The organism is Caldimonas sp., assembly GCF_046291045.1.
Taxonomy (GTDB): Bacteria; Pseudomonadota; Gammaproteobacteria; order Burkholderiales; family Burkholderiaceae_C; genus Caldimonas.
Map to the genome: position 1 here is coordinate 62,474 of NZ_JBKBSL010000001.1, position 25,290 is coordinate 87,763.

The following is a 25,290-nucleotide window of genomic DNA, read 5'->3' on the forward strand; positions in this document are numbered from 1 at the left end:
GGCCGTGGGCCGACCTGCGGCGCCCCGCCGGGATTTCAGCACTTGATGCCCACATGCAAGGCCACCACGCCGGCAGTGAGGTTGTGCACGTCCACATGGCCAAAGCCGGCCTCCTTCATCAGGGCCTTGAGGGCCTGTTGGTCAGGGTGCATGCGGATGGATTCGGCCAGGTAGCGGTAGCTGTCGGCGTCGCCGGCCACCCATTGGCCCAAACGCGGCAGCACGTTGAAGGAGTACCAGTCGTAGGCCTTGGACAGCGGCGCAGCGACCTTGGAAAACTCCAGCACCAGCAGCTTGCCGCCGGGCACCAGCACCCGGCACATCTCGGCCAATGCTTTGTCCTTGTGCGTCATGTTGCGCAGGCCGAAGGCCACGCTGACGATGTCGAAGCGGTCTGAGGGGAAGGGCAATCCCTCGGCATCGCACAGGGCGGTGGGCAGCAGCCGGCCTTCGTCGATCAAGCGGTCGCGGCCCACGCGCAACATGGCCTCGTTGATGTCGGTGTGCACGACCAGGCCGGACGGACCCACGCGCTGGGCAAAGCCACGCGCCAGATCGCCGGTGCCGCCGGCGATGTCGAGCACCTTGTGCCCCGGGCGTGCCCCCGAGACGGCCAGCGTGTAGGCCTTCCAGACCCGGTGCAGACCTGCCGACATGAGGTCGTTCATCAAGTCGTAACGCGATGCCACCGAGTCGAAGACGCTGCGCACGCGCCGCGCCTTCTCCGCCTCGTCGACCGTCTGGAAACCGAAATGGGTGGTGCTCATGGTTCACATCGTAAGTGCCGGGCCGGCAGGCCGCGACGACAACCCCGCACCGCAGCGGGGCATGCCCGACGGCTCAGGGATGATGACCGCATCCCCCGGCGGCCTTGTCGGGCATGGGCGCATCGCGATCGACCCCGGCCTGCGCCAGGCGGCGCTCGTAGTCGGCCCACAGGCGATCCTGTTCGGCCCCGAGGAAATAGAGGTAATCCCAGGAAAAGATGCCGGAGTCGTGGCCGTCACTGAACGTAGGTTGCACAGCATAGTGGCCCACCGGCTCCAGCGCGACGATCTCGACCTCGCGCTTGCCGGTCTGCAAGACCTCCTGGCCGGGGCCATGCCCCTGGACCTCGGCCGAGGGGGAGTACACCCGCATCAGTTCGAACGGCACGCGGAAATGCGCCCCGTCGCTGAAACGCAGCTCGAGCACGCGCGAGCGCTGGTGTACCGTGATCTCGGTGGGAACGGGGGTGGACTTGTCAAGGCCGGCCATGAGGTCAATTCCTGGCGCGCGCGCCGTGCGGACGGGAGCGTGGCACTGCACCCTGCGAGGGTGCTCAGAACACGAGCGACACGTTCACATGCAGTTTATCGTCCCCTGGAATGGGCGAGGTGGGATGAAGGTTGTGGTCAGCCCGGCTGCCGGCGATCACGCGACCGTAATCGGCCCGCAGGCTCGCCCCGCTGGCATGGGCGTAGCGCAGCCCCAGTCCCACGCTGGCCAGGCGGTCCTCGCGCCGGCGCAGCGGGCTGTCGGCAACGTCGCTGCGCACCCAGCCCGCATCGATGAACGCCAGGGCACGCAGCCCCTGCCACCACGGCGGAGTGCTCGCTTCCAGCGTGGCCGACAGACCCGAGTCGCCATACAACGCACGCTCGGGCACGCCGCGCACCGAGCCCGTGCCACCCAACGCAAAGGCTTCCCCCGCCAGCAACAGGTCGGAGCTGCCCTGCGCCTGAAGCCGCCCGGCCACTTGCCAGCCGGGGCCAAACGAGGCCACGGCATGGGCGGTGGCGCGCCATGCCTTCCAGCGGGTGGTCTCGATCGCCGGATCCTCGCTTTGGTAGGCCGCCAGTTCGTTCGCGCGCCCGTAGGGCAGGTTGATCACGACGCCGATCCGGTACCCCCAGGACCAAGCCCCACCTTCTCCTTCGGTCTGCGCCGCGTAGTCCACCGACACAGGGCGGCTGCGGCGGTCCTGCGCCTGCAGGGCGCTGCCGGGCACCTCACCGGCGCGGTACAGGCGGTCGCGGACCGTCACCGAAACCTGGGCCCGCCGGTGCGCCCCAACCGCCAGGTGGTGGATGTAGCCCAGGCTCGTCTCATGGCCCGCCCCCGAGGCCTGGAAGGTGGGATGCTCCGGCCCGGCCGGCTCGAGTCCGAAGGGGCCGACGACGTCGGTGCGCTGGTGTTCGACCTCGGCCACCCCGCCCCAGGCATACAAGGGCACCCGGTAGCGCACGCCGTACTGGCGGACGTCCGAGGAGCCCTCCGGCGAGACGGTGTAGGCCCAGGTCAATCCGTGATCGCGGCCGAAGAGGTTGTCATGGCCAGCAGCCAGGGTGAGGCGGTCGCGTCCGGTCTCGCGCGTGCCCTGGTTGTTCCAGGCCAGACCGACCTTCCAGGGCCGGCGCTCGCGCACCTGCACGATGGCCGACACTGTGTCGGGTTGTGCCCCGGGGGTCAGCGCCACCTGCAGGTGGCGTGAAGGATTCTGGTTGGCCATGGCGGTCTCGCGCGCCAGACGCCGCAGGTTCGGCGAGGTCTGCTCCTGCAGCTCCGGCAGGGCCGCGCGCACGTTGGCCAGGTCGAAGTACCGGCGCGTCCCGTCCACCTGGACGCGGTCGATGGTCTGGCGCAGCACCTTCAGCGTGATGGTGTCGGACAGAACCTGCGGCGGAGGCACGACGCGGTACAGGCCATGCCCCCGTTCGTGCAGGGCCTGCTCCAGCGCCGCGCTAGCCTGCCTCAGTGTGGCCTGCGAGCCTTCACGGTGCAAGAAGGGGGCAAGCAGGGCGGCCGTCTCGGCCGCGCTCAGGGGGTTGTCGCCCGTGATGGCAAAACCCTTGATGGGAGCCTGGGCGGCCTGCGCCTGCCCGATCGCCGACAGCCCCGCAGCCACCAAGGTCAGCGCGCGCAGCAAAGTCCCCGGGCGGGCACGCGCCACCGCATGCGCTTCGTCGGACATCAAGCGTGGCCGCCGGTCATCCTGACGGCGCTTCGGGCAACGGTCGATGAGAGCAACATCCATGAACCTGTGGCTGGCGCAGCATAGCCGCCGGAGTCCAAATTCACGATTACATCACCGAAGCCGTCGATGGCCAACCCTCGTCCCGGGGAGGGGCCATCGCCTCAGGGCACTTCGCGCAGCGCCGCAGCCAGTGCCCGGTCCACCGCAGGCAGACGCTCGCGCACAAGCTCGAGCACCGAGTCCTCCACCGATCGCTGTCGCTGCCCCCAGACGGGCTGCGGGAAATGGGAATCCCAGCCGAAGCGGGCGATCACGTGCCAGTGCAGATGGGGCACGACATTGCCCAGCGAGGCCAGGTTGATCTTGGCAGGGGCCAGCTCCCGGCGCAGCACCGCCTCGATCGCCATCATCCACGCGAGACAACGCCGTTGCTCGGCCGACGAGAGATCGCTCATTTCCGAGACATGTTCACGGCAGATGAGCCGATAAAAGGCCGGAAAGGCTTCATCGTCTACACGGACCACGCGCCAGCCCGGCAGGCGCGCTACGAGCCGGCCTGCGGGCTGGTGACACAGCTCGCAGCCGGCGACCGGGTGTTGCGCGGGCTCGAACCCGTCGGCGATGGAGAGGTCCGCCTGCATGCGAGCCACCCGCCTCAGACCAGCACGCGCTCGATGCCACCGTCGTTGGCGGCTTTCACATAATCGGGCATCCAGTTCTCGCCCAGGATCCGGCGAGCCATCTCCACGACGATGTAGTCGGCTTCCAATAGGCCGCTGCGCAGGTCTTCGCCGTAGCGCGACAGCCCTTGCAGGCAGCTCGGGCAGGAGGTGAGGATCTTGATGTTGTCCTGCGCACCCACGGCGCCGCCAGAGCGCAGCGCGGCCTCGCCTTTGCGGATCTCCTCCTCCTTGCGGAAGCGCACCTGCGTGGCGATGTCCGGCCGGGTGACGCCCAGCGTGCCCGACTCGCCGCAGCAGCGCTCGCTCTTGAGCACTTGCTCACCCACCAGGGCTTTGACGGTCTTCATCGGGTCTTGCTGCTTCATCGGGCTGTGGCAGGGGTCGTGATAGAGATAGGCCCCTTGGCCGTCGAGCCGGATGCCCTTTTCCAGCAGGTACTCGTGGATATCGACGATGCGGCAGCCCGGGAAGATCTTGTCGAATTCGTAGCCCTGGAGCTGGTCGTAGCAGGTGCCGCAGCTCACCACCACGGTCTTGATGTCGAGATAGTTCAGCGTGTTGGCCACGCGGTGGAAGAGCACCCGGTTGTCGGTGATGATCTTCTCAGCCTTGTCATACTGGCCCGAACCGCGCTGCGGGTAGCCGCAGCACAGGTAGCCCGGCGGCAGCACCGTCTGCACACCGGCATGCCACAGCATGGCCTGCGTGGCCAGACCCACCTGGCTGAACAGGCGCTCCGAGCCGCAGCCGGGGAAGTAGAACACCGCCTCGGTCTCGGGCGTGGTGGCCTTGGGGTTGCGGATGATCGGGACGTAGTTCTTGTCCTCGATGTCCAGCAGGGCCCGCGCCGTCTTTTTGGGCAACCCCCCCGGCAGCTTCTTGTTGATGAAGTGGATCACCTGCTCCTTGACCGGAGCGGTGCCCACCGTGGCATGCGGGCGGGCCGTCTGCTTGCGCGCGAGGCGCTTGAGCAGGTCATTGGCCAGGCGCTGGGCCTTGAAACCCACACCCACCATGGCCGTGCGCAAGAGCTTGATGGTCTCGGGTCGGGTGGCGTTGAGCATCATCATCGCCATCTTGTTGCCCGGACGGAAGCTCTTCTTGCCCATTTTGCGGAGCAAGTTGCGCATGTTCATCGACACGTCGCCGAAGTCGATCTTCACCGGGCAGGGCGACAGGCACTTGTGGCACACGGTGCAGTGGTCGGCCACGTCCTCGAATTCCTCCCAGTGCTTGATCGACACCCCGCGGCGGGTCTGCTCCTCGTAAAGGAAGGCTTCGATCAGCAGCGAGGTGGCCAGGATCTTGTTGCGTGGGCTGTACAGCAGGTTGGCGCGCGGCACGTGGGTGGCGCACACCGGCTTGCACTTGCCGCAGCGCAGGCAGTCCTTGACCGAGTTGGCGATCGCGCCAATGTCCGACTGCTGCATGATCAGTGACTCATGCCCCATCAGCCCGAAGCTCGGGGTGTAGGCATTGGTGAGGTCGGCATGCAGCACCTCGCCGTTCACCGTCGCACCGCGCATCAGCTTGCCCTTGTTGAAGCGGCCTTCGGGGTCGATGCGTTGCTTGTAGGCCATGAAGTCACGGATCTCCTCGTCAGAGAGGAACTCCAGCTTGGTGATGCCGATGCCGTGCTCACCCGAGATCACCCCGTCCAGGCTGCGCGCCAGCTTCATGATGCGCGCTACCGCCTCGTGGGCGGTTTGCAGCATCTCGTAATTGTCGGAGTTGACCGGGATGTTGGTGTGCACGTTGCCGTCGCCGGCGTGCATGTGCAGGGCCACCCAGACGCGGCCGCGCAGCACCTCCTTGTGGATGCGCCGGCATTCGTCGAGGATGGGCGCGAAGGCCGCACCGGCAAACACCGTCTGCAGCGGCCTGAGGATCTGCGTCTTCCACGACGCGCGCAGGCTGTGGTCCTGCAGTCGCTCGAAAATGCTGCGCTGGCCATCGGCGGGCACCACGTCGAGCTGGCTCATCCACTGCGACCACAGCTCGCGAACCTCGCGCAGCAGCGCCAGGGCCTGCTGCACCCGATCTTCCAGCAATTCGGCGCTGGGGATCTCGTTGGCGTCGTCGGTCTTGCCCAGCGGCAGGTCGCCCTGGGTGAAGAAGGCTTCCAGGCGGTCGATCAGGGCCAGTTTGTTGCGCAGCGACAGCTCGATGTTGATGCGCTCGATGCCATTGGTGTATTCGCCCATGCGATGCAGGGGAATCACCACGTCCTCGTTGATCTTGAAGGCGTTGGTGTGGCGGCTGATGGCCGCCGTGCGCTTGCGGTCGAGCCAGAACTTCTTGCGCGCGTCGGCCGAGATGGCGATGAAGCCCTCGCCCGAGCGGGCGTTGGCGATGCGCACCACCTCCGAGGCGGCACGCGCCACGGCATCTGGGTCGTCGCCGACGATGTCGCCGATCAGCACCATCTTGGGCAAGGTGCCGCGCTTGGACTTGGTGGCATAGCCCACCGCCTTGAGGTAGCGGTCGTCGAGGTGCTCCAGTCCCGCCAAGATGGCTCCGCCAGGCTTCTTGGCCTCGGCGAACATGAAGTCTTTGATCTCGACGATGCTGGGCACGGCCTCTCGGGCATTGCCGAAGAACTCCAGGCAGACGGTGCGCACATGCGCCGGCATGCGGTGCACCACCCAACGCGCGCTGGTGATGAGGCCGTCGCAGCCTTCTTTCTGGATGCCGGGCAGGCCCGCCAGGAACTTGTCGGTGACGTCTTTGCCCAGACCTTCTTTGCGGAAGGTCCGTCCGGGCACGTCCAGCCGCTCGGTGCGGATCGGCGTCTTGCCGTCGGCCTCGAAATAGCGCAGCTCGAAGCTGGCCACTTCGACGTCGTGGATCTTGCCTAGGTTGTGGTTCAGGCGTACCACCTCCAGCCACTGGGCCTCGGGCGTGACCATGCGCCAGGACGCCAGGTTGTCCAGGGCGGTGCCCCAGAGCACGGCCTTCTTGCCCCCCGCATTCATCGCGATGTTGCCGCCCACGCAGGAGGCTTCCGCCGAGGTGGGATCGACCGCGAACACGTACCCGGCCCGCTCGGCGGCATCGGCCACCCGCTGGGTGACGACACCGGCCTCGGTCCAGATGGTGGGCACGGGATGGTCCACGCCGGGCAGGCTCACCATCTCCACCTCGGTCATGGCCTCGAGCTTCTCGGTGTTGATCACCGCGCTCTTCCAGGTCAGCGGGACGGCTCCGCCGGTGTAGCCGGTGCCGCCCCCCCGGGGGATGATGGTCAGCCCCAGCTCGATGCAGTCCTTCACCAGGGCGGCCGTCTCGGCCTCGGTGTCGGGCGTCAGCACGACGAAGGGATACTCCACGCGCCAGTCGGTGGCATCCGTGACGTGGGCGACGCGGCTCAGGCCGTCGAACTTGATGTTGTCGCGCCGGGTGTGGCGCCCCAGCACCCGCAACGCGCGGCGGCGCAGGCTCGCCACCTCGTCGAAGCGGCGATCAAAGGTCTCGACGGCCCCGCGGGCGCACACCAGCAATTCGCCGACCAGGGCATCGCGCTCGGGGTCGAGCTGCGGCGTGCGGCGCTTTTCCACCTCGCGCAAGCGGTGGTGCAGGGCCTCGATCAGCAGACGGCGGCGCCCAGGATTGTCCAGCAGGTCATCTTGCAGGTAGGGATTGCGCTCGACCACCCAGATGTCGCCCAGCACCTCGTAGAGCATGCGCGCGGAGCGGCCCGTCTGGCGCTCATCGCGCAAGCGCTCCAGCACCTCCCAGGCTCGCTGCCCCAGGAGGCGGATGACGATCTCGCGATCCGAAAAAGAGGTGTAGTTGTAGGGAATCTCGCGCAGACGCGGCGGCGCGTCGACCGGGGCGTCCGCCGAAGCGGTGAGATCCTTCAGGGGCAGCGGTGCATTCATGGGCGCCTGGCGCGTGGGGCTGGGTCTGGGAGGGCGCAAACGTGAATCCTACCGCAGCGCAGCAAGGCCGCAGGCGCCGCCCCGGGGAGACCGCGTGGGCGCCGCGCCTACTGTCGGTGGTGCGCACGAACGGGCTGCCACCTTTGCGCAGGCGCAAACCATGGGAGTAACCCGGTTGCGAGCCCGCACCTTCCATGACAGAAACGCTCCTGTCACAAACAGGCACTAGCCTTCGCGGGCCTTGTTCCCTCCCGCATACCTTTCACGGAGTCGTCATGAAACTGAAACTTCTCGCGCTGTCCGCGGCCCTGGCGGCCACCTTGGCCGGCCCGGCCCAGGCCCAGGTCGAAATCCAGTGGTGGCATTCGATGGGTGGCGCCCTGGGTGAGTGGGTGAACGACCTGGCCAAGGACTTCAACGCCAGCCAGAGCACCTACCGCGTCGTACCGACCTTCAAGGGCAGTTATGACGAATCGATGACGGCCGCCATCGCCGCTTTCCGAGCCGGCAATGCCCCGCACATCCTGCAGGTCTTCGAGGTGGGCACTGCCACGATGATGGCCAGCCGCAACGCCATCGTGCCCGTGGGTGAGGTGATGAAGAAGGCCGGCGTGACCTTCGACCCGAACGCCTACGTGCCGGCAGTGGCGGGCTACTACACCGCCCCCAACGGCCAGATGCTGAGCTTCCCGTTCAACAGCTCGACCACGGTCTTCCACTACAACAAGGACGCCTTCCGGGCGGCAGGTCTGGACCCAAACAACCCGCCCAAGACCTGGCCGGAAGTGACCCTGGCTGCCGCCAAGCTCAAGGCCAGCGGCCACAAGTGCCCCTTCACCACGAGCTGGGTGAGCTGGACGCAGCTGGAGAGCTTTTCGGCTTGGCACAACACCGAGTTCGCCACCAAGGGTAACGGCATGCGCGGCATCGATGCGCGGCTGACGTTCAACAGCCCGCTGCACGTGCGCCACATCGAGAACCTGGCCAACATGGCCAAGCAGGGACTGTTCGTCTACAAGGGCCGCGGCAACGCGGCAGATGCCACCTTCGTCTCGGGCGAGTGCGCCATGATGACCGGCTCATCGGCCCTGTATGGCAATATCAAGCGCAACGCCAAATTCGAAAGCGGCATCTCCACCTTGCCCTACTACCCGGACGTGCCCGGAGCACCGCAAAACACCGTGATCGGCGGCGCCAGCCTGTGGGTGATGGCCGGCAAGAAAGATGACGAGTACAAGGGCGTGGCCCAATTCTTCGCCCATTTGTCCAAGCCCGAGGAAGCCGCCAAGAGCCACCAGCGCACCGGCTACCTGCCGCTGACCAAAGCCTCCTATGAGCTGACCGAGAAATCGGGCTTCTATAAGCAAAATCCGGGCACCGATGTCTCGGTCGAACAGATGATCCGCAAGACCACGGACAAGTCGCGCGGCATCCGCCTGGGCAACTTCGTGCAGATCCGCACCATCAACGACGAGGAGCTGGAACAGGTCTGGGCCGGCCGCAAGACGGCCAAGCAGGCCCTGGATGACGCCGTGCGGCGCGGCAACGAGCAACTCGAACGCTTCGAACGCGCCAACAGCGGCCGCTCGTAAAATCGCGCCCCTTTGCCCAGCCCGGCGTCCGGGCCGGGCTTTGTTGCGCCTGCCCATGCCTGTGTGCATGCGGCAGGCGTTGATTGTTTGAACCCATGGAAAAACGCGTCCGATTCAAGTCCTGGTGGTTGCCTTGGCTGCTCGTGGCTCCCCAGATGGCTGTGGTCCTGGTCTTCTTCTTCTGGCCGGCGGCCCAGGCGCTCTACCAGAGCGTGCTGTCCCAGGATGCCTTCGGGATGTCCACCGAGTTCGTCGGGCTGGAGAATTTCGAGCGTCTGATCCACGACGAGACCTATGTCGCATCCTTCCAGACCACGGCGGTGTTTTCGGTGTTGGTGGCGGTCATCGGCCTGACCGTCTCGCTGTTGCTGGCCGTGATGGCCGACCGCGTGATCCGGGGCGCAGGCGTCTACAAGACTTTATTGATCTGGCCCTACGCCGTGGCCCCCGTGGTGGCGGGAGTGCTGTGGTTGTTCATGTTTGCCTCCCCCTTCGGCACCATCGCCTACCTGCTGCGCCTGCTGGGCCTAGACTGGAACCACCTGCTCAACCCCAACCACGCCATGGCGCTGATCGTGATGGCCGCGGTGTGGAAGCAGATTTCCTACAACTTCCTGTTCTTCCTGGCCGGACTGCAATCCATCCCCAAGTCGCTGATCGAGGCCGCAGCCATCGATGGGGCCGGCTTCTGGCGGCGTTTCTGGACCATCGTCTTCCCGCTGCTGTCGCCCACCACCTTCTTCCTGTTGGTCATCAACATCGTCTACGCCTTCTTTGACACCTTCGCCATCATCGATGCGGCCACGCAAGGCGGGCCGGGCAAGTCCACCTCCATCTTGGTCTATCGCGTCTACTACGACGGCTTCAAGGCGCTGGACATGGGAGGTTCGGCCGCGCAATCCGTGGTGCTGATGGCCATCGTCATCGGGCTGACGGTGATCCAGTTCCGTTTCGTCGAGAAAAAGGTGCAGTACTGACATGATCGAACGACGCCCGGGACTGACCTTCCTGTCCCACTTCATCCTGATCGTTGGCGTGGCCATCGTGGCCTTCCCGGTGTACCTGACGCTGGTGGCTTCGACCCAGACCGCGCAGGAGATCGCCTCCACGATCCCCATGTCGCTGCGGCCGGGCACCCACCTGTGGGAAACCTACAAGGTTGCGTTGTTTGGAGGAGAGACCGCCGCCGGCAGCACCGTGCCCGCCGCCTTGCCGATGATGGGGGTCAGCCTGGTGATGGCGCTGGTGATCGCCATCGGCAAGATCGCCATCTCGCTGCTCTCGGCGTTTGCCATCGTCTATTTCCGCTTCCCGCTGCGCAACTTGGTGTTCTGGATGATCTTCGTCACCCTGATGTTGCCGGTGGAGGTGCGCATCGGTCCGACCTACGAGGTGGTGTCCAAGCTGGGCATGCTCAACAGCTATGCGGGCTTGACCATCCCGCTGATCGCCTCGGCCACCGCCACCTTCTTGTTTCGCCAGTTCTTCCTGACGGTTCCCGATGAACTGGTGGAAGCGGCCCGGGTGGACGGCGCCGGCCCGATGCGCTTCTTCTGGGACGTGCTGCTACCCATGTCGCGCACCAGCATCGCGGCGCTGTTCGTGATCCAGTTCATCTACGGCTGGAACCAGTACCTCTGGCCACTGTTGATCACGACCAACGAGGACATGTACCCCATCGTGCTGGGCATCAAGCGCCTGGTGTCGGGCGAGGCCTACACCGAGTGGAACGTGCTGATGGCCACCGCCTTCCTGGCCATGCTGCCGCCAGCTCTGGTGGTGATCCTGATGCAGAAGTGGTTCGTCAAGGGCCTGGTCGACACCGAGAAATAAGCAAGAACGAGCACATGGCATCCCTTACTTTCAAGAACGTCATCAAGCGCTATCACCAGGGCAAGCAGTCTCTGCAGGTCATCCATGGGGTCAACGCCGAGATCGCCGACGGCGAATTCATCGTCATCGTCGGCCCCTCGGGCTGTGGCAAGTCCACGCTGCTGCGCATGGTCGCCGGCCTGGAGGAGATCTCCAGCGGCGAGATCCTCATCGGATCGCGGGTGGTCAACGATCTGGAGCCAGCCGATCGCGACATCGCAATGGTGTTCCAGAACTACGCGCTCTACCCGCACATGAGCGTGTTCGACAACATGGCCTATGGACTGAAGATCCAGAAGCTGCCCAAGGATGAGATCCGCCGCCGTGTGGACAAGGCCGCCGGCATCCTGGAGCTGTCGCACCTGCTCGACCGCAAGCCACGCCAGCTCTCGGGCGGCCAGCGTCAGCGTGTGGCCATGGGCCGGGCCATCGTGCGCGAGCCCCAGGTTTTCTTGTTCGACGAGCCGCTGTCCAACCTGGACGCCAAGCTGCGCGTGCAAACGCGCCTGGAGATCCAGAAGCTGCATCGCGAGCTGGGTATCACGTCCCTGTTCGTCACGCACGACCAGGTCGAGGCGATGACCCTGGCCCAGCGCATGATCGTGATGAACGCCGGTCACATGGAACAGATCGGCACGCCCGACGAGGTCTATGCCCGCCCGGCCACCACCTTTGTCGCCGGCTTCATCGGCTCGCCGCCGATGAACCTGCTGGAAGGCCAGGCCACGACCACTGGGCGCTACGTCGTGGGCGGCCTCGAGCTGGATCTGCCGCAGTCCGCTTCGGCCCCGGTCACGGGTGCGGTGATTCTGGGTGTCCGTCCCGAGCATCTGGTGCTGGGTGAGACCGGTTGGCCGCTGGTGGTCGAAATGGTGGAAGTGCTGGGAGCCGAGCGGTTGATCTACGGCAAACTGGGCACGGCTGCGCTGGTGGTGCGCGCCGATGACAGCCACCAGCATCCCAAGCTCGGTGAAACCCTGCACGTGACCGCGCAGCCCGACAAACTGCACTGGTTTGACGCCCACACGCACAGACGCCTCCCATGAGCTGGCCCTATCCTTTGTGGATCGCCCACCGCGGCGCCGGCAAGCTGGCGCCCGAGAACACGTTGGCGGCCTTCCGTCATGGCGCCAGCTTCGGCTACCGGGCCTTCGAGTGCGACGTGAAGCTCAGCCGCGACGGACAGCCCTTCCTGCTGCACGACGCCACCCTGGATCGCACCACCGATGGCCAGGGGGTGGCCGGCGAGCAGACATGGTCCGCCTTGAGCCGCCTCGATGCCGGGGGCTGGCACAGCCGCGCCTATGCCGGCGAGCCGCTGCCCACGCTCGAGGCCATCGCCGGCTATGTGTTGCGCAACGGCTTCATGCTCAATGTCGAGATCAAGCCCACGCCCGGCACCGAAAGCCTCACGGGTGCGGTCGTGTCGCGCCGCTGCGCCGAGCTGTGGGCCACCAGCCGCATACCACCGGTCGCACCGCCGCTGCTGACGTCTTTCCGACCCGCAGCCCTGCAAGCCGCCCTGGCAGCCCAGCCCGAACTGCCGCGCGGGCTGCTGCTGGACCGCTGGCCCGAAGACGGGATCGCCCAGGCCCAGGCCCTGCAGTGCGCGGCCGTGGTGGCCCAGTACGACCTGCTCGACCGCTCCAGCATCGAGGCCATCCATGCCGCTGGCATGAAGGCCCTCGCCTACACGGTCAACGACCCGGCCGAAGCTCGTCGTCTGATCAGCCTGGGCATCGACGGCCTGATCACCGACGCGGTGGACCGCTTCTCCCCCGGCCCGGGCGTGCACGACTGAATCCGGCCGGGGTTCACCCCCGGGTGGACGCGGGATTGCGGGCCTTTCATAATGGGTCAGTCGCCCGCCTCGCGCCGCGGGCGCGGCACACGGACTGGACTGCCCGGACCCACGGACCATGCGCATTGCCCGGCTGCCCCTGATCCTGTGGTGGTGCGCCACCCTGGGGGTGGCCTTTGTGGCGGCAGCCCTGGCCACGCCCCGGCCCGCCGCCGATGCCGCGCCTGCGTCCCCTGTCACGGTCATCACGATCGAGGGCGCCATCGGTCCGGCCACGGCCGAGCACGTCCGACGCGGACTGGCCCACGCCCAGCGCGACGGGGCCCAACTGGTGGTGCTGCAGATGGACACCCCCGGCGGCCTGGACACTTCGATGCGTCGCATCATCCGCGACGTTCTGGCCTCCCCGGTGCCGGTGGCAAGCTATGTTGGTCCCAGTGGCGCCCGCGCGGCCAGTGCGGGCACCTACATCCTCTATGCCAGCCACATCGCGGCCATGGCCCCAGGCACCAACCTGGGCGCTGCCACGCCGGTGGCCATCGGCGGCGCTCCCGAACCGGCCCAGCCGCCTGCGCGGCCCGGACGACCCGCGCAGCCTGCGGCCTCCGGAGCCTCGGAGCCGGCGCCGCCAACGGGCCCGGCCCCTACCGTGTCCGGCCAGAAGCAGCTCAGCGACGCAGTCGCCTACATCCGCGCACTGGCGCAGATGCGTGGGCGCAACGTCGAATGGGCCGAGAAGGCCGTGCGTGAGGCGGCCAGCCTGAGTGCGGACGAGGCGCTGGCACAGGGCGTGATCGAACACGTCGCCCGCGACCTGCCCGAACTGCTGACACAGCTCGACGGCCGCCGCCTCGAGATCGAGGGCCGGGCGCTGACGCTGCGGACCGCCGGCGCGGGCCTCGTGCGCGAGGAGCCGGACTGGCGCATCCGCTTGCTGGCCGTGATCACCGACCCCAGCGTGGCGCTCATCCTGATGATGGTGGGAATCTACGGCCTGTTCTTCGAGTTCTCCAACCCCGGTGCGCTGGTGCCGGGCGTGCTGGGTGGCATCTGCCTGCTGGTCGGGCTGTATGCCCTGCAGTTGCTGCCGGTGAATTACGCCGGGCTGGCCCTGATCGCCCTGGGTCTGGCGTTCATGGTGGCCGAGGTGCTGATGCCCAGCTTCGGGGTGCTGGGCCTGGGCGGCATCGTGGCCTTCGTGCTGGGTGCCGTGATCCTCATTGACACCGAGGTGCCCGGCTTCGGCATCCCGCTGGGCCTGATCGCCGCGATGGCCGTGCTCAGCGCCGCCGTGGTGATCGGTCTGGCCGGGATGGCGCTGCGCTCGCGCCGGCGCGCCCTGGTCAGCGCAGACGCCACGATCGTGGGCCAGCAGGCCCGGGTCGTCAGCGTCAATGCCGACGATGCCTGGGTCGAGGTGGCCGGCGAGCGCTGGCGTGTGCGCAGCCCAGCGGCCCTGCAGGTCGGACAGACCGTGCAGGTGCGCGGGCGCGACGGCCTGGTTCTGGATGTCCTGCCCATCGACAAACCTCAAGGAGAGTGACCATGATCTTCGACCTTGGCGCCCTCGGCTTCGGCGGCCTGCTGCCCATCGCGGTGCTTGCGCTGATCGCCGCCTCGCTGCGCATCCTGCGTGAATACGAGCGCGGCGTCGTCTTCCAGCTCGGCCGTTTCTGGAAGGTCAAGGGGCCGGGCCTGGTGATCGTGATCCCCGGTGTGCAGCAGATGGTCAAGGTCGATCTGCGCACCATCGTGCTGGACGTGCCCACCCAGGACGTGATCTCGCGCGACAACGTTTCGGTGCAGGTCAATGCGGTGGTCTATTTCCGCGTGGTGGATCCGCAAAAGGCCATCATCCAGGTCGAGAACTTCATGGTGGCCACCAGCCAGCTCGCCCAGACCACCTTGCGCGCCGTGCTGGGCAAGCATGAGCTCGACGAGATGCTGGCCGAGCGCGAGCGGCTGAACCTGGACATCCAGCAGGTGCTCGATGCGCAGACCGATGCCTGGGGTATCAAGGTGGCCAATGTCGAGATCAAGCATGTGGACCTCAACGACTCGATGGTGAGGGCCATTGCCAAGCAGGCCGAGGCCGAACGCGAGCGCCGCGCCAAGATCATCCATGCCGACGGCGAGCTGGAAGCCTCGGAAAAGCTGATGCAAGCCGCCCGCATGCTGGCCCGCGAGCCCGGGGCGATGCAGTTGCGCTACATGCAAACCCTGAGCACCATCGCCAGCGACAAGGCCTCGACCATCGTCTTTCCCATGCCCATCGACTTGCTGGCGCTGATCAAGCAAGCCGGGGCAGATGGTGAAGCGAAGTGAACTAGCGGGGCAACTCGACCATGCCGGGAAACAGCCACAGCAGCGCTGAGGTCATGAACAGGTAGCGCAGGAACTTGCCGAGGGCCATGTAGAGCACGCAGGGCCAAAACGGCAGCTTGAGCCAACCAGCCACGCCACACAAGGGATCGCCCACTACCGGCAGCCATGACAGCAGGCAGGCCCGAGGTCCGAAATCGCGCAGCCACAGCAGCGCGCGCGCCTTGACCGGGTGCTCCTTGTGGGTGAGGCGGTCATAGGCCTGGTGGGCACCGTAGCCCAGCCACCAATTCAGTGCCCCGCCCAGGGTGTTGCCCACGGTGGCCACCCCGATGGCCGGCCAGAACAGCTCGGGGTTGAGCTTGATCAGACCGAAGACGGCCGGCTCGGAGCCCATGGGCAGCAGTGTGGCCGACACGAAGGCCACCACAAAGACGGTGCTCAGGCCGAACTGCGGCAGGGCCAGTGCGTTGAGCAGAGAGTAGAGCCAGGCTTCCATCGCCCGCGATTATCGGTGTGCGCTGCAGCAAGTCCGTGGGCCGAGCGTTGCTTTTCCTGAAAGCTTGCGAGGCTATACTCTGCCTCCTTTTTCAGCACTTCCCCCTGTCCCTCTCATGCGCATCGGCCCCTACGAGTTGCCCAACGCGCTCTTCGTCGCGCCCATGGCGGGGGTCACGGACCGCCCCTTCCGCCAGCTGTGTAAGCGGCTGGGGGCCGGCTATGCCGTCAGCGAGATGGTCACCTCGCGCAAGGAGCTGTGGAACAGCCTGAAGACCTCGCGACGCGCCAACCACGAGGGCGAGGTCGAGCCCATCGCAGTGCAGATCGCGGGCACCGAGCCGGCGATGATGGCCGAGGCGGCCGCCTACAACATCGACCGCGGCGCGCAGATCATCGACATCAACATGGGCTGCCCGGCCAAGAAGGTGTGCAGCAAGTGGGCCGGCTCCGCGCTGATGCAAGACGAGGCGCTGGCCTTGTCCATCATCGAGGCGGTGGTGGCGGTGTGCACACCGCAGGGCGTGCCGGTGACCTTGAAGATGCGTACCGGCTGGTGCCAACAGCACAAGAACGCGGTCAGCCTGGCCCGCGCGGCCGAACAGGCCGGCACGGCGCTGATCACCGTGCACGGCCGCACCCGCGAGCAGGGCTACCAGGGTCAGGCCGAGTACGACACCATCGCCGCGGTGAAAGCTGCCGTGAAGGTGCCGGTGGTGGCCAATGGCGACATCGATTCGCCCGAGAAGGCCCTGGCCGTGCTGCGTCACACCGGAGCCGACGCGCTGATGATCGGCCGCGCGGCCCAGGGCCGTCCCTGGATCTTCCGCGAGATCGAGCACTTCCTCGCCACCGGCACCCATCGGGCCCCGCCACGGGTGCGGGAGGTGCAGGGCTGGCTGATCGAGCACCTGCACGACCACTACAGCCTCTATGGCGAGTGGAGCGGCGTGCGCACCGCCCGCAAACACATCGGCTGGTACGTGCGCGGCCTGCCCGGCGGCGAGTCCCTGCGCCGGCACATCAACAGCCTGGAGACCTGCCAGGCGCAGATCTCTGCCTTGAATCAATACTTTGAAGCGCTGTCGGAGCACCACGTGCATCTGCCCGATGCACCGGCGATGGAGGCCGAACAGCCCGAACCCGAGGTCGCATGAGCAAGAAGCAAATCGAAGAATGCATCCGCGCGAGCCTGGAGGCCTATTTCAAGGACTTGCGCGGCGAGGAACCTCACTCCATGCACGAGATGATCATCTCCGTCGTGGAAAAGCCGCTGCTGGAGGTGGTGATGCAGCATGCCGAAGGCAACCAGTCGCGCGCGGCCGAATGGCTGGGCATCAACCGCAACACCCTGCGACGCAAGCTCGTCGAGCACAAACTGATCAAGTAAGACCAAGGCCCACCCATGTCGAATACGCCACTCACCGCCCTGCTCTCGGTCTCGGACAAGACCGGCATCGTCGAACTCGCGCGCGCGCTCAGTGCACTCAACATCCGGCTCGTCTCCACCGGCGGCACCGCCAAGCTCCTGGCCGAGGCTGGCCTGCCTGTGACCGAAGTGGCCGAACTCACCGGCTTCCCGGAGATGCTCGACGGCCGCGTGAAGACCCTGCACCCGCGCGTGCACGGCGGCCTGCTGGCGCGTCGTGACCTGCCCGAGCACATGGCCGCGTTGAAAGAACATGGCATCGGCACCATCGACCTGTTGGTGGTCAACCTCTATCCCTTCGAGGCCACGGTGGCCAAGCCGGGCTGCACCCTGGACGATGCCATCGAGAACATCGACATCGGCGGCCCGGCGATGGTGCGCTCTGCCGCCAAGAACTGGAAGGACGTCACCGTGCTGACCGACCCCGGCCAGTACGCCGGGGTCATCGAGGAACTGCAGCGCCACGGCACCACCCTGCCCGAGACACGCTTCAAGCTCGCCGTGGCTGCCTTCAACCGCATCGCCGATTACGATGGCGCGATCAGCGACTACCTCTCGTCGCTGCAACCCGACGGCACGCGCAGCCTCTTCCCCGGGCAGAGCAACGGCCGCTTCGTGAAGGTGCAGGATCTGCGCTACGGCGAGAACCCGCACCAGCAGGCAGCCTTCTACCGCGACCTCCACCCCGCTCCGGGCTCTCTGGTCACGGCCCGTCAGCTCCAGGGCAAGGAGCTCTCGTACAACAACATCGCCGATGCCGACGCGGCCTGGGAGTGCGTCAAGTCCTTCGAGACCCCGGCTTGCGTGATCGTCAAGCATGCCAACCCCTGCGGCGTGGCGCTCGGTGCCGATCCAGCCGAGGCCTATGCCAAGGCCTTCAAGACCGACCCGACCTCCGCCTTCGGCGGCATCATCGCTTTCAACCGGGCCGTGGACGGCGCGGCGGCACAACTCGTGGCCAAGCAGTTCGTCGAGGTGCTGATCGCACCGGGTTTCTCCGAGGAGGCTCGTGCGATCTTCGCGTCGAAGTCCAACACCCGCCTGCTCGAGATTGCCCTGCCGCCAGGAGGCGCCACGGCCTGGGAGCAGGGTCGCAACCTGATGGACGCCAAGCGCGTGGGCTCGGGCCTGCTGCTGCAGACGGCCGACAACCGCGAGGTGCGTCTGGACGAACTGAAGGTCGTCACGAAGAAGCAGCCCACGCCCGAGCAACTGGCCGACCTGCTGTTCGCCTGGCGCGTGGCGAAGTACGTCAAATCCAATGCCATCGTCTTCTGCGGCGGCGGCATGACCCTGGGGGTGGGCGCCGGCCAAATGAGCCGCATCGACTCGGCCCGCATCGCCTCCATCAAGGCCGGCAACGCGGGACTGAGCCTTCAGGGCTCGGCTGTGGCCAGCGACGCCTTCTTCCCCTTCCGTGACGGCCTGGACGTGGTCTGTGACGCCGGCGCCACCTGCGTGATCCAGCCCGGCGGCAGCGTGCGCGATGACGAGGTCATCGCTGCCGCCAATGAGCGTGGCATCGCGATGGTGCTCACCGGCGTGCGTCATTTCCGCCACTGAGCGCCCGCGCGCGGCTCATGACCCTTGCGGACGCCACCGGAGTGCTCCTTTCGGCCCTGGCGCGCCTGATCACCGGCGCGCAAGGTCACTGGCTGGGCTGTATTCCCAAGGCCGAGCAGCGTATCTACTTCGCCAACCACCAGAGCCACCTCGACTGGGTGCTGATCTGGTGCGCGCTGCCCCGTGAGCTGCGCACCCAGACGCGGCCGATCGCGGCCAAGGACTATTGGACCGCCGGGCGGCTCAGGCATTGGATCACGCGCGAGGTGTTCAATGCGGTCTACGTGAACCGACAGCGCACCGACGATCAAGATCCGCTCGAACCTCTGGTCGAAGCCCTGAAGCACGGCGACTCGCTCGTCATCTTCCCCGAAGGCACACGCAGCAACCTGGGCGAGCCTCAGTCCTTCAAGTCGGGCTTGTACCACCTGGCGCAGCAGTTCCCCGACGTCCCGTTGATCCCGTGCTGGATCGACAACGTTCAGCGCGTGATGCCCAAGGGTGAGGTGGTGCCCGTGCCCATCCTGTGCTCGGTGACCTTCGGGGCGCCGATGCGTCTGGAGCCCGGCGAGGACAAGCGCGCCTTCCTGGAACGTGCCCGCGCCGCCGTGATCGCCCTGCGCAGGCCCGGGAGGGCTGGGGCATGAGCCTCTTTAAGACGCTGCGAGGCTGGACCGCGGGCGAACAGATCGGCCTGCTCTTTCTCATCGTCTTCGGCCTGCTGGCCCTGGCCTCGATGATGGCCACGTTGATGAGCCTGAAGGCACAGAACGAGCAGCAGGTCGGCCGTGTCGAGCGCTTCAAGCGCGTGCTGCGCGACTCCTGGGTGTGGGTGTCGGTGTTCTGGATCGCCTGGATCGCCGGCGCCTTCGTGTCGATGCTGCTGTTCGGGCTGCTGTCGTTCTACGCGCTGCGCGAGTTCATTACGCTCAGCCACACACGCCGTGGTGACCACCGCAGTCTGATCCTTGCCTTCTTCATCGTGCTGCCGCTGCAGTACTACCTGGTCGGCACACGCCAGTTCGACCTGTTCTCGGTCTTCATCCCGGTCTACGTCTTCTTTGCGATCCCGGTGATCAGCGCACTGGCCAACGATCCCGAGCGCTTCCTGGAACGCAACGCCAAGATCCAATGGGGCATCATGGTGTGCGTTTATGGCTTGAGCCATGCCCCCGCGCTGCTGCTGCTCGAGTTCGCGGGGTACGCGCAGCGCGGCGCCTTCCTGCTTTTCCTGCTGGTCTTCGTGGTGCAGACGAGCCTGCTGGTGCAGGCCTACGTGGCCCGCCACTGGCCTTTGACGCCAGTGGCCCCAGCCATCAGCACGTCCTTTTCCTGGGGGGCCGCGGGAGCCGGCGTGCTGATCGGCAGCTTGTGCGGTGCCCTGCTCTACTGGATCACCCCGTTCAAGGCCGGCCAGGCCTTTGCGATGAGCTTCATCGCCTGTGCCGCCGGCATGTTCGGCCACTTCGTGATGAAGGCACTCAAGCGCGACGCCGGCGTACAGTCGGCCTGGCATGCCGAGGGCCACCCCGTCACCGGCGCCGTGGGGCTGCTCGATCGCATCGCAGCCCTGAGTTTCGCCGCGCCGGTGTTCTTCCATTCGGTGCGCTGGTATTTCGAGTTGCGGCTATGAGGGTGCTCGGCATCGACCCCGGCTTGCAGACCACCGGCTTCGGTGTCGTCGATGTGGAAGGCCCGCGCCTGCATTACGTGGCCAGCGGCACCATCAAGACCAAAAGCGCCGAGCAGGGCGACCTGCCCGCTCGCCTGAAGATCCTCTACGAGGGGATCCGCGAGGTGGTGGCGCGCTACCAGCCCACCGTGGCCTCGGTGGAGATCGTCTTCGTCAACGTCAACCCGCAGTCCACCTTGCTGCTGGGCCAGGCCCGCGGCGCCGCATTGGCCGCCCTGGTGAGCTGCCACCTGCCGGTGCACGAGTACACCGCGCTGCAGATGAAGAAGGCCATCACCGGCCACGGTCTGGCGCGCAAGGAACAGATCCAGGCCATGGTGGCGCGGCTGCTGCACCTGCCCGGCGAGCCCGGCAAGGACGCCGCCGATGCCCTGGGCCTGGCGATCTGCCACGCTCACGCGAGCCTGTCCTTCGCGGCAGTGGCCAAGGCCGGCGGCACGCTGCGGCGACGCACGCACGCTCAGATCAAGAGCGGTCGCAGTTACTGACGGGGCGAGAAGATCATTTCGGCGATCAGCACCGCGAAAAAGCCCAGCGCCGCCACGAGGGTCCACTTCGTGATGGCCACCCCCAGGCGGAGCCAGCGCCGATCGTTGCGCAGCAGGTACAGGCCAAAGCAGACGATCGCGGCCAAGAGCAGCAACAGGATCGCCAGGCGAAAGACCAGCATCGGCGGCCCGCTTACCAGGCCGGCGCAAGTTGCGCGAAGCCTTGCGGCGCCTGGCGTTCATCCTCGAAGGTGACGATCTCGTACTGACTGGCATCGGCCAGCACGGCGCGCAGCAACTTGTTGTTCAGGGCGTGGCCCGACTTGTAGGCGCTGTAGGCGGCCAGCATGGGCTTGCCGATGACATAGAGGTCGCCAATGGCGTCGAGGATCTTGTGCTTGACGAACTCGTCGTCATAGCGAAGCCCTTCGGCATTGAGCACGCGGTAGTCGTCCACGACGATGGCGTTGTCCATGCTGCCGCCCAGGCTCAAGCCGCGCGAACGCATCATCTCGACGTCTTTGGTAAAGCCGAAGGTGCGTGCGCGGGCGATGTCGCGGCTGTAGCGGCCGCTGGCAAAGTCGAACTCGACGCGCTGGCCGGTCTGGTTGACGGCCGGGTGGTCGAAGTCGATCTCGAAGGCGAGTTTGAAGCCATGGTAGGGGTCGAGCCGCGCCCACTTGAGGCTGCGGCCCTCCCCCTCGCGCACCTCGACCGGCTTGAGGATGCGCAGGAAGCGCTTGGGCGCGCGCTGGAGTTCGATCCCGGCGCTTTGCAGGAGATAGACGAAGGAGGCGGCAGAGCCGTCCAGGATCGGGACTTCCTCGGCCGTGATATCGATGTAGAGGTTGTCGATACCCAGGCCCGAACACGCGGACATCAGGTGCTCCACCGTATGCACCCCCGGCGCACCAGGGTCGCCGCCGGCCGACAGGGTCGAGTTCAGCCGCGTGTCGGTGATGGCGGTGGCCGACACGGGGATCTCGACCGGCACGGGCAGGTCGACGCGCCGAAACACGATGCCGGTGTCGGGTGCCGCGGGGCGCAGTGTGAGTTCCACGCGCTGACCGCTGTGCAACCCGACGCCAACCGCGCGGGTCAGCGACTTCAGGGTGCGTTGCTGGAGCATGATGCCCTCATTTTAGGCAATGTCTATAGACCTTGCACTTCCAATGGGGTGGAGGCAGCCCGGCACAGGCTATCGCTTCGATAGCCTGATCGAGACTGCGTTCCGGCCAGAGAATCTCAGTCGGCCTGCTTGCGCAGGAAGGCCGGAATCTCGATCTCGTCCATCCCGTTGCTGGCCAGCGCGTCGACCTTGGCGGCCGCCTGGGTGCGACCCGAGCGCCACACGCTCGGGGTGTTCAGGCTGGCATAGTCATGTCCCTGGGGCGCCTGCGCCGGGGCGTGCACGGTCGCGTTCAGCACCGGAATATTGTCGGTGCCGGTGCGCAGGACCGGCTGCGGGTGCACCACACTGATGGGCGCCTGCTGGCGGCGCGCCTGGGACGACAGCCCGGTGGCGATCACGGTCACGCGCAGCTGGTCCCCCAGGCTTTCGTCGTAGGCGGTGCCATAGATGACATGAGCGTCCTCGGCGGCGTAGCGACGGATGGTGTTCATCGCGTTGCGCGACTCGCTCAGCTTGAAGCTGCTCTTGCTGGCGGCGATCAGCACCAGCACACCGCGCGCACCGGACAAGTCGATGCCTTCGAGCAGCGGGCAGGCCACGGCCGCCTCGGCCGCCTTGGTGGCGCGGTCGGGGCCCGAGGCCACGGCCGTGCCCATCATGGCCTTGCCGGGCTCGCTCATCACGGTCTTGACGTCCTCGAAGTCGACGTTGACCAGGCCGGGGATGTGGATGATGTCGCTGATGCCGCCCACGGCGTTCTTCAGCACGTCATTGGCCTGGCAGAAGGCCTCCTCCTGGGTGATGTCGTCGCCCAGCACTTCCAGCAGCTTCTCGTTGAGCACCACGATCAGCGAATCGACATTGGCCTCCAGCTCGGCCAGCCCGGCGTCGGCCTGCTTCATGCGGCGGTTGCCTTCGAACTCGAAAGGCTTGGTGACCACGCCCACGGTCAGGATGCCCATTTCCTTGGCCACCCGGGCGATCACTGGCGCGGCGCCCGTGCCGGTGCCGCCGCCCATGCCGGCAGTGATGAAGAGCATGTGAGCGCCCTCCACGGCCTCGCGAATGCGATCGACGGCCTCCTCGGCCGCGGCCTTGCCGGCCTCGGGCTTGGAGCCCGCGCCCAGGCCCGTGGTGCCGAGCTGGATGAGCTTGTGCGCCGACGAGCGGTTGAGGGCCTGGGCGTCGGTGTTGGCGCAGATGAACTCCACGCCCTGCACGCCCTGGGCCATCATGTGCTCGACCGCGTTGCCGCCGCCGCCGCCCACGCCGATCACCTTGATCTGCGTGCCCAGGTTGAACTCTTCAATCATCTCGATAGCCATGATGAACCTCCTTCGTCGTTGCAGTTGCCATCACACAAGAAACACATGCGGGGTCTTCTTCGGGCCCCACGCTCAGAAATTCCCGATGAACCAGTCCTTCACCCGTCCAAAGAACGATTGCACCGAGCCGGCCTGCTGGGCCGCCCGGTGACCGCGCACGCGCGACAGGCGCGCCTCCTCCAGCAAACCCATCACGGTGGCCGAGCGCGGGTTGGCCACCATGTCATGCAGGGCACCCGAGTAGGTCGGGATGCCCTTGCGCACGGGCTTGAGGAAGATGTCTTCGCCCAGTTCGACCATCCCGGGCATCACGGCCGAGCCGCCGGCCAGCACGATGCCAGAGGACAGCAGCTCCTCGTAGCCGCTCTCGCGGATCACCTGGTGCACCAGCGAGAAGATCTCCTCCACGCGCGGCTCGATCACGCCGGCCAGGGCCTGGCGGCTGAGCATGCGCGGAGCGCGGTCGCCCAGACCCGGCACTTCGACCTGCTCGTCCGGGTCGGCCAGCATCTGCTTGGCCACGCCGGACTCGACCTTGATCTCCTCGGCATCCTTGGTGGGCGTGCGCAGTGCCATCGCGATGTCGCTGGTGATCAGGTCGCCGGCGATGGGGATCACGGCCGTGTGACGGATGGAACCGTCGGTGAAGATGGACACGTCGGTCGTGCCGGCACCGATGTCCACCAGGCACACGCCCAGGTCCTTCTCGTCCTCTGTGAGCACGGCCGCTGCCGAGGCGCTGGGGTTGAGCACGAGCTGCTCGACCTCCAGGCCGCAGCGGCGCACGCACTTGATGATGTTTTCGGCCGCACTCTGCGCGCCGGTGACGATGTGCACCTTGACCTCCAAGCGCCCGCCGCTCATGCCGATGGGCTCCTTGACCTCGTGGCCGTCGATCACGAACTCCTGCGGCTCGACCAGCAGCAGCTTCTGGTCGTTGGGGATGTTGATCGCTTTGGCGGTCTCGACCACGCGCGCGACGTCGATGGGCGTGACCTCCTTGTCGCGCACGATGACCATGCCGGTGCTGTTCTGCCCGCGGATGTGGCTGCCGGTAATGCCGGTGTAGACCCGTGTGATCTTGCAGTCGGCCATCATCTCGGCCTCTTTCAGCGCCTGCTGGATGGACTGCACAGTGGCATCGATGTTGACCACCACGCCACGCTTGAGCCCGTGCGAGGGAGCCACGCCCAACCCAGCCACCCGCAGCTCTGCGCTGGGCAGCACCTCGGCCACGACCGCCATCACCTTGGCGGTGCCGATGTCCAGTCCGACGACGAGATCCTTGTATTCCTTGGCCATGAAAATCCTCAGTTCCTTGCAGCCGGGGTCGTCTGTGTGGTCACCCCTCGGATGCGCACCGCGTAGCCGTCACGATGGCGCAGGTCGGCGTACTCGAGCGGTCCGGGGTAGCGTGCGGTGACCTGGCCGATCGTGGCCACCAGCCGGTCGATGCGGGCCAGCACCTCTTCGGCACTGCCACGGCCCAGTTCGATGCGCGCGCCATCGTCCAGCTCCGCGTGCCAGTGGCCGCGCTCGGACAGCCCGAGCTGCACCACTGGCGAGCCCAGGCGAGCGAGCACGGGGGCCACCTCGCGGTACAGCGCCAGCACCCGCGCCGCGCTGCCCTCGGGCCCGATCAGCGTGGGTAGGTTCTCGTCCTCGACGTCGCCCAGGTTGGCCTCGAAGACCTCGCCAAAGCTGTTGACGATGCGGTCCTCGCCCTTGGCGCCGCGCCAGTAGGCCACCGGCACATGCTCCTCGAGCGTGACGGCCAGCCGGTTGGGCCACACCCGACGCACCACGGCCTGGCGCACCCAGGGCACAGCCTGGAACGCCTGCTGGCTGCGCGCAAGATCCATCGTGAAGAGGTTGCCGCTCATCCGTGGCAGGGCGTTGGCACGGATCGTGGCTGCCGAGTTGCGGGCCACGTCGCCGTCGATGCGTATGGCCCGGATCGAGAACATAGGCCAGCGCGCCACCCAGCTTGCCGCCGCCCACAGGAAGACCAGCGCAGCCAATGCGCACAGCACGGCAGCAGTGGCGTTCATGAGG

General features: G+C 66.7%; 24 protein-coding genes. 13 read left to right on the forward strand and 11 right to left on the reverse strand.

Annotation, left to right across the window (positions count from 1 at the left end; genetic code table 11):
- Positions 1 to 35 precede the first annotated feature (35 nt).
- From ubiE to ACK4ZD_RS00270, 5 genes are all read right to left on the reverse strand, one after another.
- Positions 36 to 767: a bifunctional demethylmenaquinone methyltransferase/2-methoxy-6-polyprenyl-1,4-benzoquinol methylase UbiE gene (ubiE, locus tag ACK4ZD_RS00250; protein WP_409657021.1), complete on the reverse strand. Its 732-nt coding sequence runs from the start codon at positions 765 to 767 to the stop codon at positions 36 to 38.
- A 73-nt stretch (positions 768 to 840) separates the two neighbouring features.
- Positions 841 to 1,257 carry a gamma-butyrobetaine hydroxylase-like domain-containing protein gene (locus ACK4ZD_RS00255; RefSeq protein ID WP_409657024.1) on the reverse strand — a complete coding sequence of 139 codons (417 nt, stop codon included), beginning with the start codon at positions 1,255 to 1,257 and terminating at the stop codon, positions 841 to 843.
- A 64-nt stretch (positions 1,258 to 1,321) separates the two neighbouring features.
- Positions 1,322 to 2,953 carry a ShlB/FhaC/HecB family hemolysin secretion/activation protein gene (locus ACK4ZD_RS00260; RefSeq protein ID WP_409657027.1) on the reverse strand — a complete coding sequence of 544 codons (1,632 nt, stop codon included), beginning with the start codon at positions 2,951 to 2,953 and terminating at the stop codon, positions 1,322 to 1,324.
- Between the two features lie 164 nt (positions 2,954 to 3,117).
- Positions 3,118 to 3,597, reverse strand: coding sequence for an HIT family protein (locus ACK4ZD_RS00265; protein ID WP_409657030.1), 480 nt, complete (start codon positions 3,595 to 3,597; stop codon positions 3,118 to 3,120).
- Between the two features lie 14 nt (positions 3,598 to 3,611).
- Entirely contained in the window at positions 3,612 to 7,520 is a 3,909-nt protein-coding gene (locus ACK4ZD_RS00270; RefSeq protein WP_409657033.1) for a DUF3683 domain-containing protein, read from the reverse strand.
- Between the two features lie 275 nt (positions 7,521 to 7,795).
- Between ACK4ZD_RS00270 and ugpB the strand changes: the two genes are divergently transcribed.
- From ugpB to ACK4ZD_RS00305, 7 genes are all read left to right on the forward strand, one after another.
- Positions 7,796 to 9,112 carry a sn-glycerol-3-phosphate ABC transporter substrate-binding protein UgpB gene (gene ugpB / locus ACK4ZD_RS00275; RefSeq protein ID WP_409657036.1) on the forward strand — a complete coding sequence of 439 codons (1,317 nt, stop codon included), beginning with the start codon at positions 7,796 to 7,798 and terminating at the stop codon, positions 9,110 to 9,112.
- A 95-nt stretch (positions 9,113 to 9,207) separates the two neighbouring features.
- Positions 9,208 to 10,089, forward strand: coding sequence for a sn-glycerol-3-phosphate ABC transporter permease UgpA (gene ugpA, locus ACK4ZD_RS00280; RefSeq protein ID WP_409657039.1), 882 nt, complete (start codon positions 9,208 to 9,210; stop codon positions 10,087 to 10,089).
- A 1-nt stretch (position 10,090) separates the two neighbouring features.
- Entirely contained in the window at positions 10,091 to 10,945 is an 855-nt protein-coding gene (gene ugpE, locus ACK4ZD_RS00285; RefSeq protein ID WP_409657042.1) for a sn-glycerol-3-phosphate ABC transporter permease UgpE, read from the forward strand.
- 14 nt (positions 10,946 to 10,959) lie between these two features.
- On the forward strand, positions 10,960 to 12,030 hold the full coding sequence (locus tag ACK4ZD_RS00290; protein ID WP_409657044.1) for a sn-glycerol-3-phosphate import ATP-binding protein UgpC: 1,071 nt from the start codon (positions 10,960 to 10,962) through the stop codon (positions 12,028 to 12,030).
- On the forward strand, positions 12,027 to 12,785 hold the full coding sequence (gene ugpQ, locus ACK4ZD_RS00295; protein ID WP_409657047.1) for a glycerophosphodiester phosphodiesterase: 759 nt from the start codon (positions 12,027 to 12,029) through the stop codon (positions 12,783 to 12,785). The genes ACK4ZD_RS00290 and ugpQ overlap by 4 nt, the downstream gene beginning before the upstream one ends.
- Before the next feature lie 118 nt (positions 12,786 to 12,903).
- Positions 12,904 to 14,328, forward strand: a complete 1,425-nt coding sequence (locus ACK4ZD_RS00300) for an NfeD family protein (RefSeq protein WP_409657050.1) — start codon at positions 12,904 to 12,906, stop codon at positions 14,326 to 14,328.
- A 2-nt stretch (positions 14,329 to 14,330) separates the two neighbouring features.
- A complete protein-coding gene (locus tag ACK4ZD_RS00305) occupies positions 14,331 to 15,110 on the forward strand; it encodes a slipin family protein (protein WP_409657053.1) in 780 nt (259 codons plus the stop codon).
- Position 15,111: 1 nt separating this feature from the next.
- On the opposite strand, the gene ACK4ZD_RS00310 is transcribed toward ACK4ZD_RS00305, so the two are convergent.
- Positions 15,112 to 15,606 carry a YqaA family protein gene (locus ACK4ZD_RS00310; protein ID WP_409657056.1) on the reverse strand — a complete coding sequence of 165 codons (495 nt, stop codon included), beginning with the start codon at positions 15,604 to 15,606 and terminating at the stop codon, positions 15,112 to 15,114.
- Between the two features lie 115 nt (positions 15,607 to 15,721).
- Here ACK4ZD_RS00310 and dusB point away from each other — a divergent pair, with 115 nt between their 5' ends.
- The 6 genes from dusB to ruvC are packed head-to-tail and all read left to right on the forward strand — an operon-like array spanning position 15,722 to position 20,778.
- Positions 15,722 to 16,762: a tRNA dihydrouridine synthase DusB gene (dusB, locus tag ACK4ZD_RS00315; RefSeq protein ID WP_409657059.1), complete on the forward strand. Its 1,041-nt coding sequence runs from the start codon at positions 15,722 to 15,724 to the stop codon at positions 16,760 to 16,762.
- A complete protein-coding gene (locus ACK4ZD_RS00320) occupies positions 16,759 to 16,995 on the forward strand; it encodes a Fis family transcriptional regulator (RefSeq protein WP_409657062.1) in 237 nt (78 codons plus the stop codon). Before dusB ends, ACK4ZD_RS00320 begins: the two co-directional genes overlap by 4 nt.
- Before the next feature lie 15 nt (positions 16,996 to 17,010).
- Positions 17,011 to 18,597 (forward strand): bifunctional phosphoribosylaminoimidazolecarboxamide formyltransferase/IMP cyclohydrolase, encoded by a 1,587-nt coding sequence (gene purH, locus ACK4ZD_RS00325; protein ID WP_409657065.1) that lies wholly within the window; start codon positions 17,011 to 17,013, stop codon positions 18,595 to 18,597.
- A 17-nt stretch (positions 18,598 to 18,614) separates the two neighbouring features.
- Positions 18,615 to 19,244, forward strand: a complete 630-nt coding sequence (locus tag ACK4ZD_RS00330) for a lysophospholipid acyltransferase family protein (protein WP_409657068.1) — start codon at positions 18,615 to 18,617, stop codon at positions 19,242 to 19,244.
- Complete coding sequence (locus ACK4ZD_RS00335; RefSeq protein ID WP_409657071.1) at positions 19,241 to 20,230, forward strand: phosphatidate cytidylyltransferase; 990 nt, start codon at positions 19,241 to 19,243, stop codon at positions 20,228 to 20,230. Before ACK4ZD_RS00330 ends, ACK4ZD_RS00335 begins: the two co-directional genes overlap by 4 nt.
- A complete protein-coding gene (gene ruvC / locus ACK4ZD_RS00340; protein ID WP_409657074.1) occupies positions 20,227 to 20,778 on the forward strand; it encodes a crossover junction endodeoxyribonuclease RuvC in 552 nt (183 codons plus the stop codon). Before ACK4ZD_RS00335 ends, ruvC begins: the two co-directional genes overlap by 4 nt.
- On the opposite strand, the gene ACK4ZD_RS00345 is transcribed toward ruvC, so the two are convergent.
- From ACK4ZD_RS00345 to ACK4ZD_RS00365, 5 genes are all read right to left on the reverse strand, one after another.
- The gene (locus tag ACK4ZD_RS00345) at positions 20,772 to 20,960 is read right to left on the reverse strand and encodes a hypothetical protein (RefSeq protein ID WP_409657077.1); all 189 of its coding nucleotides are present in this window, start codon (positions 20,958 to 20,960) and stop codon (positions 20,772 to 20,774) included. The two genes, ruvC and ACK4ZD_RS00345, sit on opposite strands and share 7 nt — an antisense overlap.
- 11 nt (positions 20,961 to 20,971) lie before the next feature.
- Entirely contained in the window at positions 20,972 to 21,907 is a 936-nt protein-coding gene (lpxC, locus tag ACK4ZD_RS00350; protein WP_409657080.1) for a UDP-3-O-acyl-N-acetylglucosamine deacetylase, read from the reverse strand.
- A 116-nt stretch (positions 21,908 to 22,023) separates the two neighbouring features.
- A complete protein-coding gene (gene ftsZ / locus ACK4ZD_RS00355) occupies positions 22,024 to 23,235 on the reverse strand; it encodes a cell division protein FtsZ (protein WP_409657083.1) in 1,212 nt (403 codons plus the stop codon).
- 72 nt (positions 23,236 to 23,307) lie between these two features.
- A complete protein-coding gene (gene ftsA / locus ACK4ZD_RS00360) occupies positions 23,308 to 24,537 on the reverse strand; it encodes a cell division protein FtsA (protein ID WP_409657086.1) in 1,230 nt (409 codons plus the stop codon).
- Positions 24,538 to 24,545: 8 nt separating this feature from the next.
- Positions 24,546 to 25,286: a cell division protein FtsQ/DivIB gene (locus ACK4ZD_RS00365; protein WP_409657089.1), complete on the reverse strand. Its 741-nt coding sequence runs from the start codon at positions 25,284 to 25,286 to the stop codon at positions 24,546 to 24,548.
- Positions 25,287 to 25,290: the final 4 nt, after the last annotated feature.

What these genes read in the sequence shown, in the direction of transcription:
- ubiE (WP_409657021.1), bottom strand. Translation starts at nt 767, where the DNA reads ATGAGCACCACCCATTTCGGTTTCCAGACGGTCGACGAGGCGGAGAAG.
- ACK4ZD_RS00255 (WP_409657024.1), bottom strand. Translation starts at nt 1,257, where the DNA reads ATGGCCGGCCTTGACAAGTCCACCCCCGTTCCCACCGAGATCACGGTA.
- ACK4ZD_RS00260 (WP_409657027.1), bottom strand. Translation starts at nt 2,953, where the DNA reads ATGTCCGACGAAGCGCATGCGGTGGCGCGTGCCCGCCCGGGGACTTTG.
- ACK4ZD_RS00265 (WP_409657030.1), bottom strand. Translation starts at nt 3,597, where the DNA reads ATGCAGGCGGACCTCTCCATCGCCGACGGGTTCGAGCCCGCGCAACAC.
- ACK4ZD_RS00270 (WP_409657033.1), bottom strand. Translation starts at nt 7,520, where the DNA reads ATGAATGCACCGCTGCCCCTGAAGGATCTCACCGCTTCGGCGGACGCC.
- ugpB (WP_409657036.1), top strand. Translation starts at nt 7,796, where the DNA reads ATGAAACTGAAACTTCTCGCGCTGTCCGCGGCCCTGGCGGCCACCTTG.
- ugpA (WP_409657039.1), top strand. Translation starts at nt 9,208, where the DNA reads ATGGAAAAACGCGTCCGATTCAAGTCCTGGTGGTTGCCTTGGCTGCTC.
- ugpE (WP_409657042.1), top strand. Translation starts at nt 10,091, where the DNA reads ATGATCGAACGACGCCCGGGACTGACCTTCCTGTCCCACTTCATCCTG.
- ACK4ZD_RS00290 (WP_409657044.1), top strand. Translation starts at nt 10,960, where the DNA reads ATGGCATCCCTTACTTTCAAGAACGTCATCAAGCGCTATCACCAGGGC.
- ugpQ (WP_409657047.1), top strand. Translation starts at nt 12,027, where the DNA reads ATGAGCTGGCCCTATCCTTTGTGGATCGCCCACCGCGGCGCCGGCAAG.
- ACK4ZD_RS00300 (WP_409657050.1), top strand. Translation starts at nt 12,904, where the DNA reads ATGCGCATTGCCCGGCTGCCCCTGATCCTGTGGTGGTGCGCCACCCTG.
- ACK4ZD_RS00305 (WP_409657053.1), top strand. Translation starts at nt 14,331, where the DNA reads ATGATCTTCGACCTTGGCGCCCTCGGCTTCGGCGGCCTGCTGCCCATC.
- ACK4ZD_RS00310 (WP_409657056.1), bottom strand. Translation starts at nt 15,606, where the DNA reads ATGGAAGCCTGGCTCTACTCTCTGCTCAACGCACTGGCCCTGCCGCAG.
- dusB (WP_409657059.1), top strand. Translation starts at nt 15,722, where the DNA reads ATGCGCATCGGCCCCTACGAGTTGCCCAACGCGCTCTTCGTCGCGCCC.
- ACK4ZD_RS00320 (WP_409657062.1), top strand. Translation starts at nt 16,759, where the DNA reads ATGAGCAAGAAGCAAATCGAAGAATGCATCCGCGCGAGCCTGGAGGCC.
- purH (WP_409657065.1), top strand. Translation starts at nt 17,011, where the DNA reads ATGTCGAATACGCCACTCACCGCCCTGCTCTCGGTCTCGGACAAGACC.
- ACK4ZD_RS00330 (WP_409657068.1), top strand. Translation starts at nt 18,615, where the DNA reads ATGACCCTTGCGGACGCCACCGGAGTGCTCCTTTCGGCCCTGGCGCGC.
- ACK4ZD_RS00335 (WP_409657071.1), top strand. Translation starts at nt 19,241, where the DNA reads ATGAGCCTCTTTAAGACGCTGCGAGGCTGGACCGCGGGCGAACAGATC.
- ruvC (WP_409657074.1), top strand. Translation starts at nt 20,227, where the DNA reads ATGAGGGTGCTCGGCATCGACCCCGGCTTGCAGACCACCGGCTTCGGT.
- ACK4ZD_RS00345 (WP_409657077.1), bottom strand. Translation starts at nt 20,960, where the DNA reads ATGCTGGTCTTTCGCCTGGCGATCCTGTTGCTGCTCTTGGCCGCGATC.
- lpxC (WP_409657080.1), bottom strand. Translation starts at nt 21,907, where the DNA reads ATGCTCCAGCAACGCACCCTGAAGTCGCTGACCCGCGCGGTTGGCGTC.
- ftsZ (WP_409657083.1), bottom strand. Translation starts at nt 23,235, where the DNA reads ATGGCTATCGAGATGATTGAAGAGTTCAACCTGGGCACGCAGATCAAG.
- ftsA (WP_409657086.1), bottom strand. Translation starts at nt 24,537, where the DNA reads ATGGCCAAGGAATACAAGGATCTCGTCGTCGGACTGGACATCGGCACC.
- ACK4ZD_RS00365 (WP_409657089.1), bottom strand. Translation starts at nt 25,286, where the DNA reads ATGAACGCCACTGCTGCCGTGCTGTGCGCATTGGCTGCGCTGGTCTTC.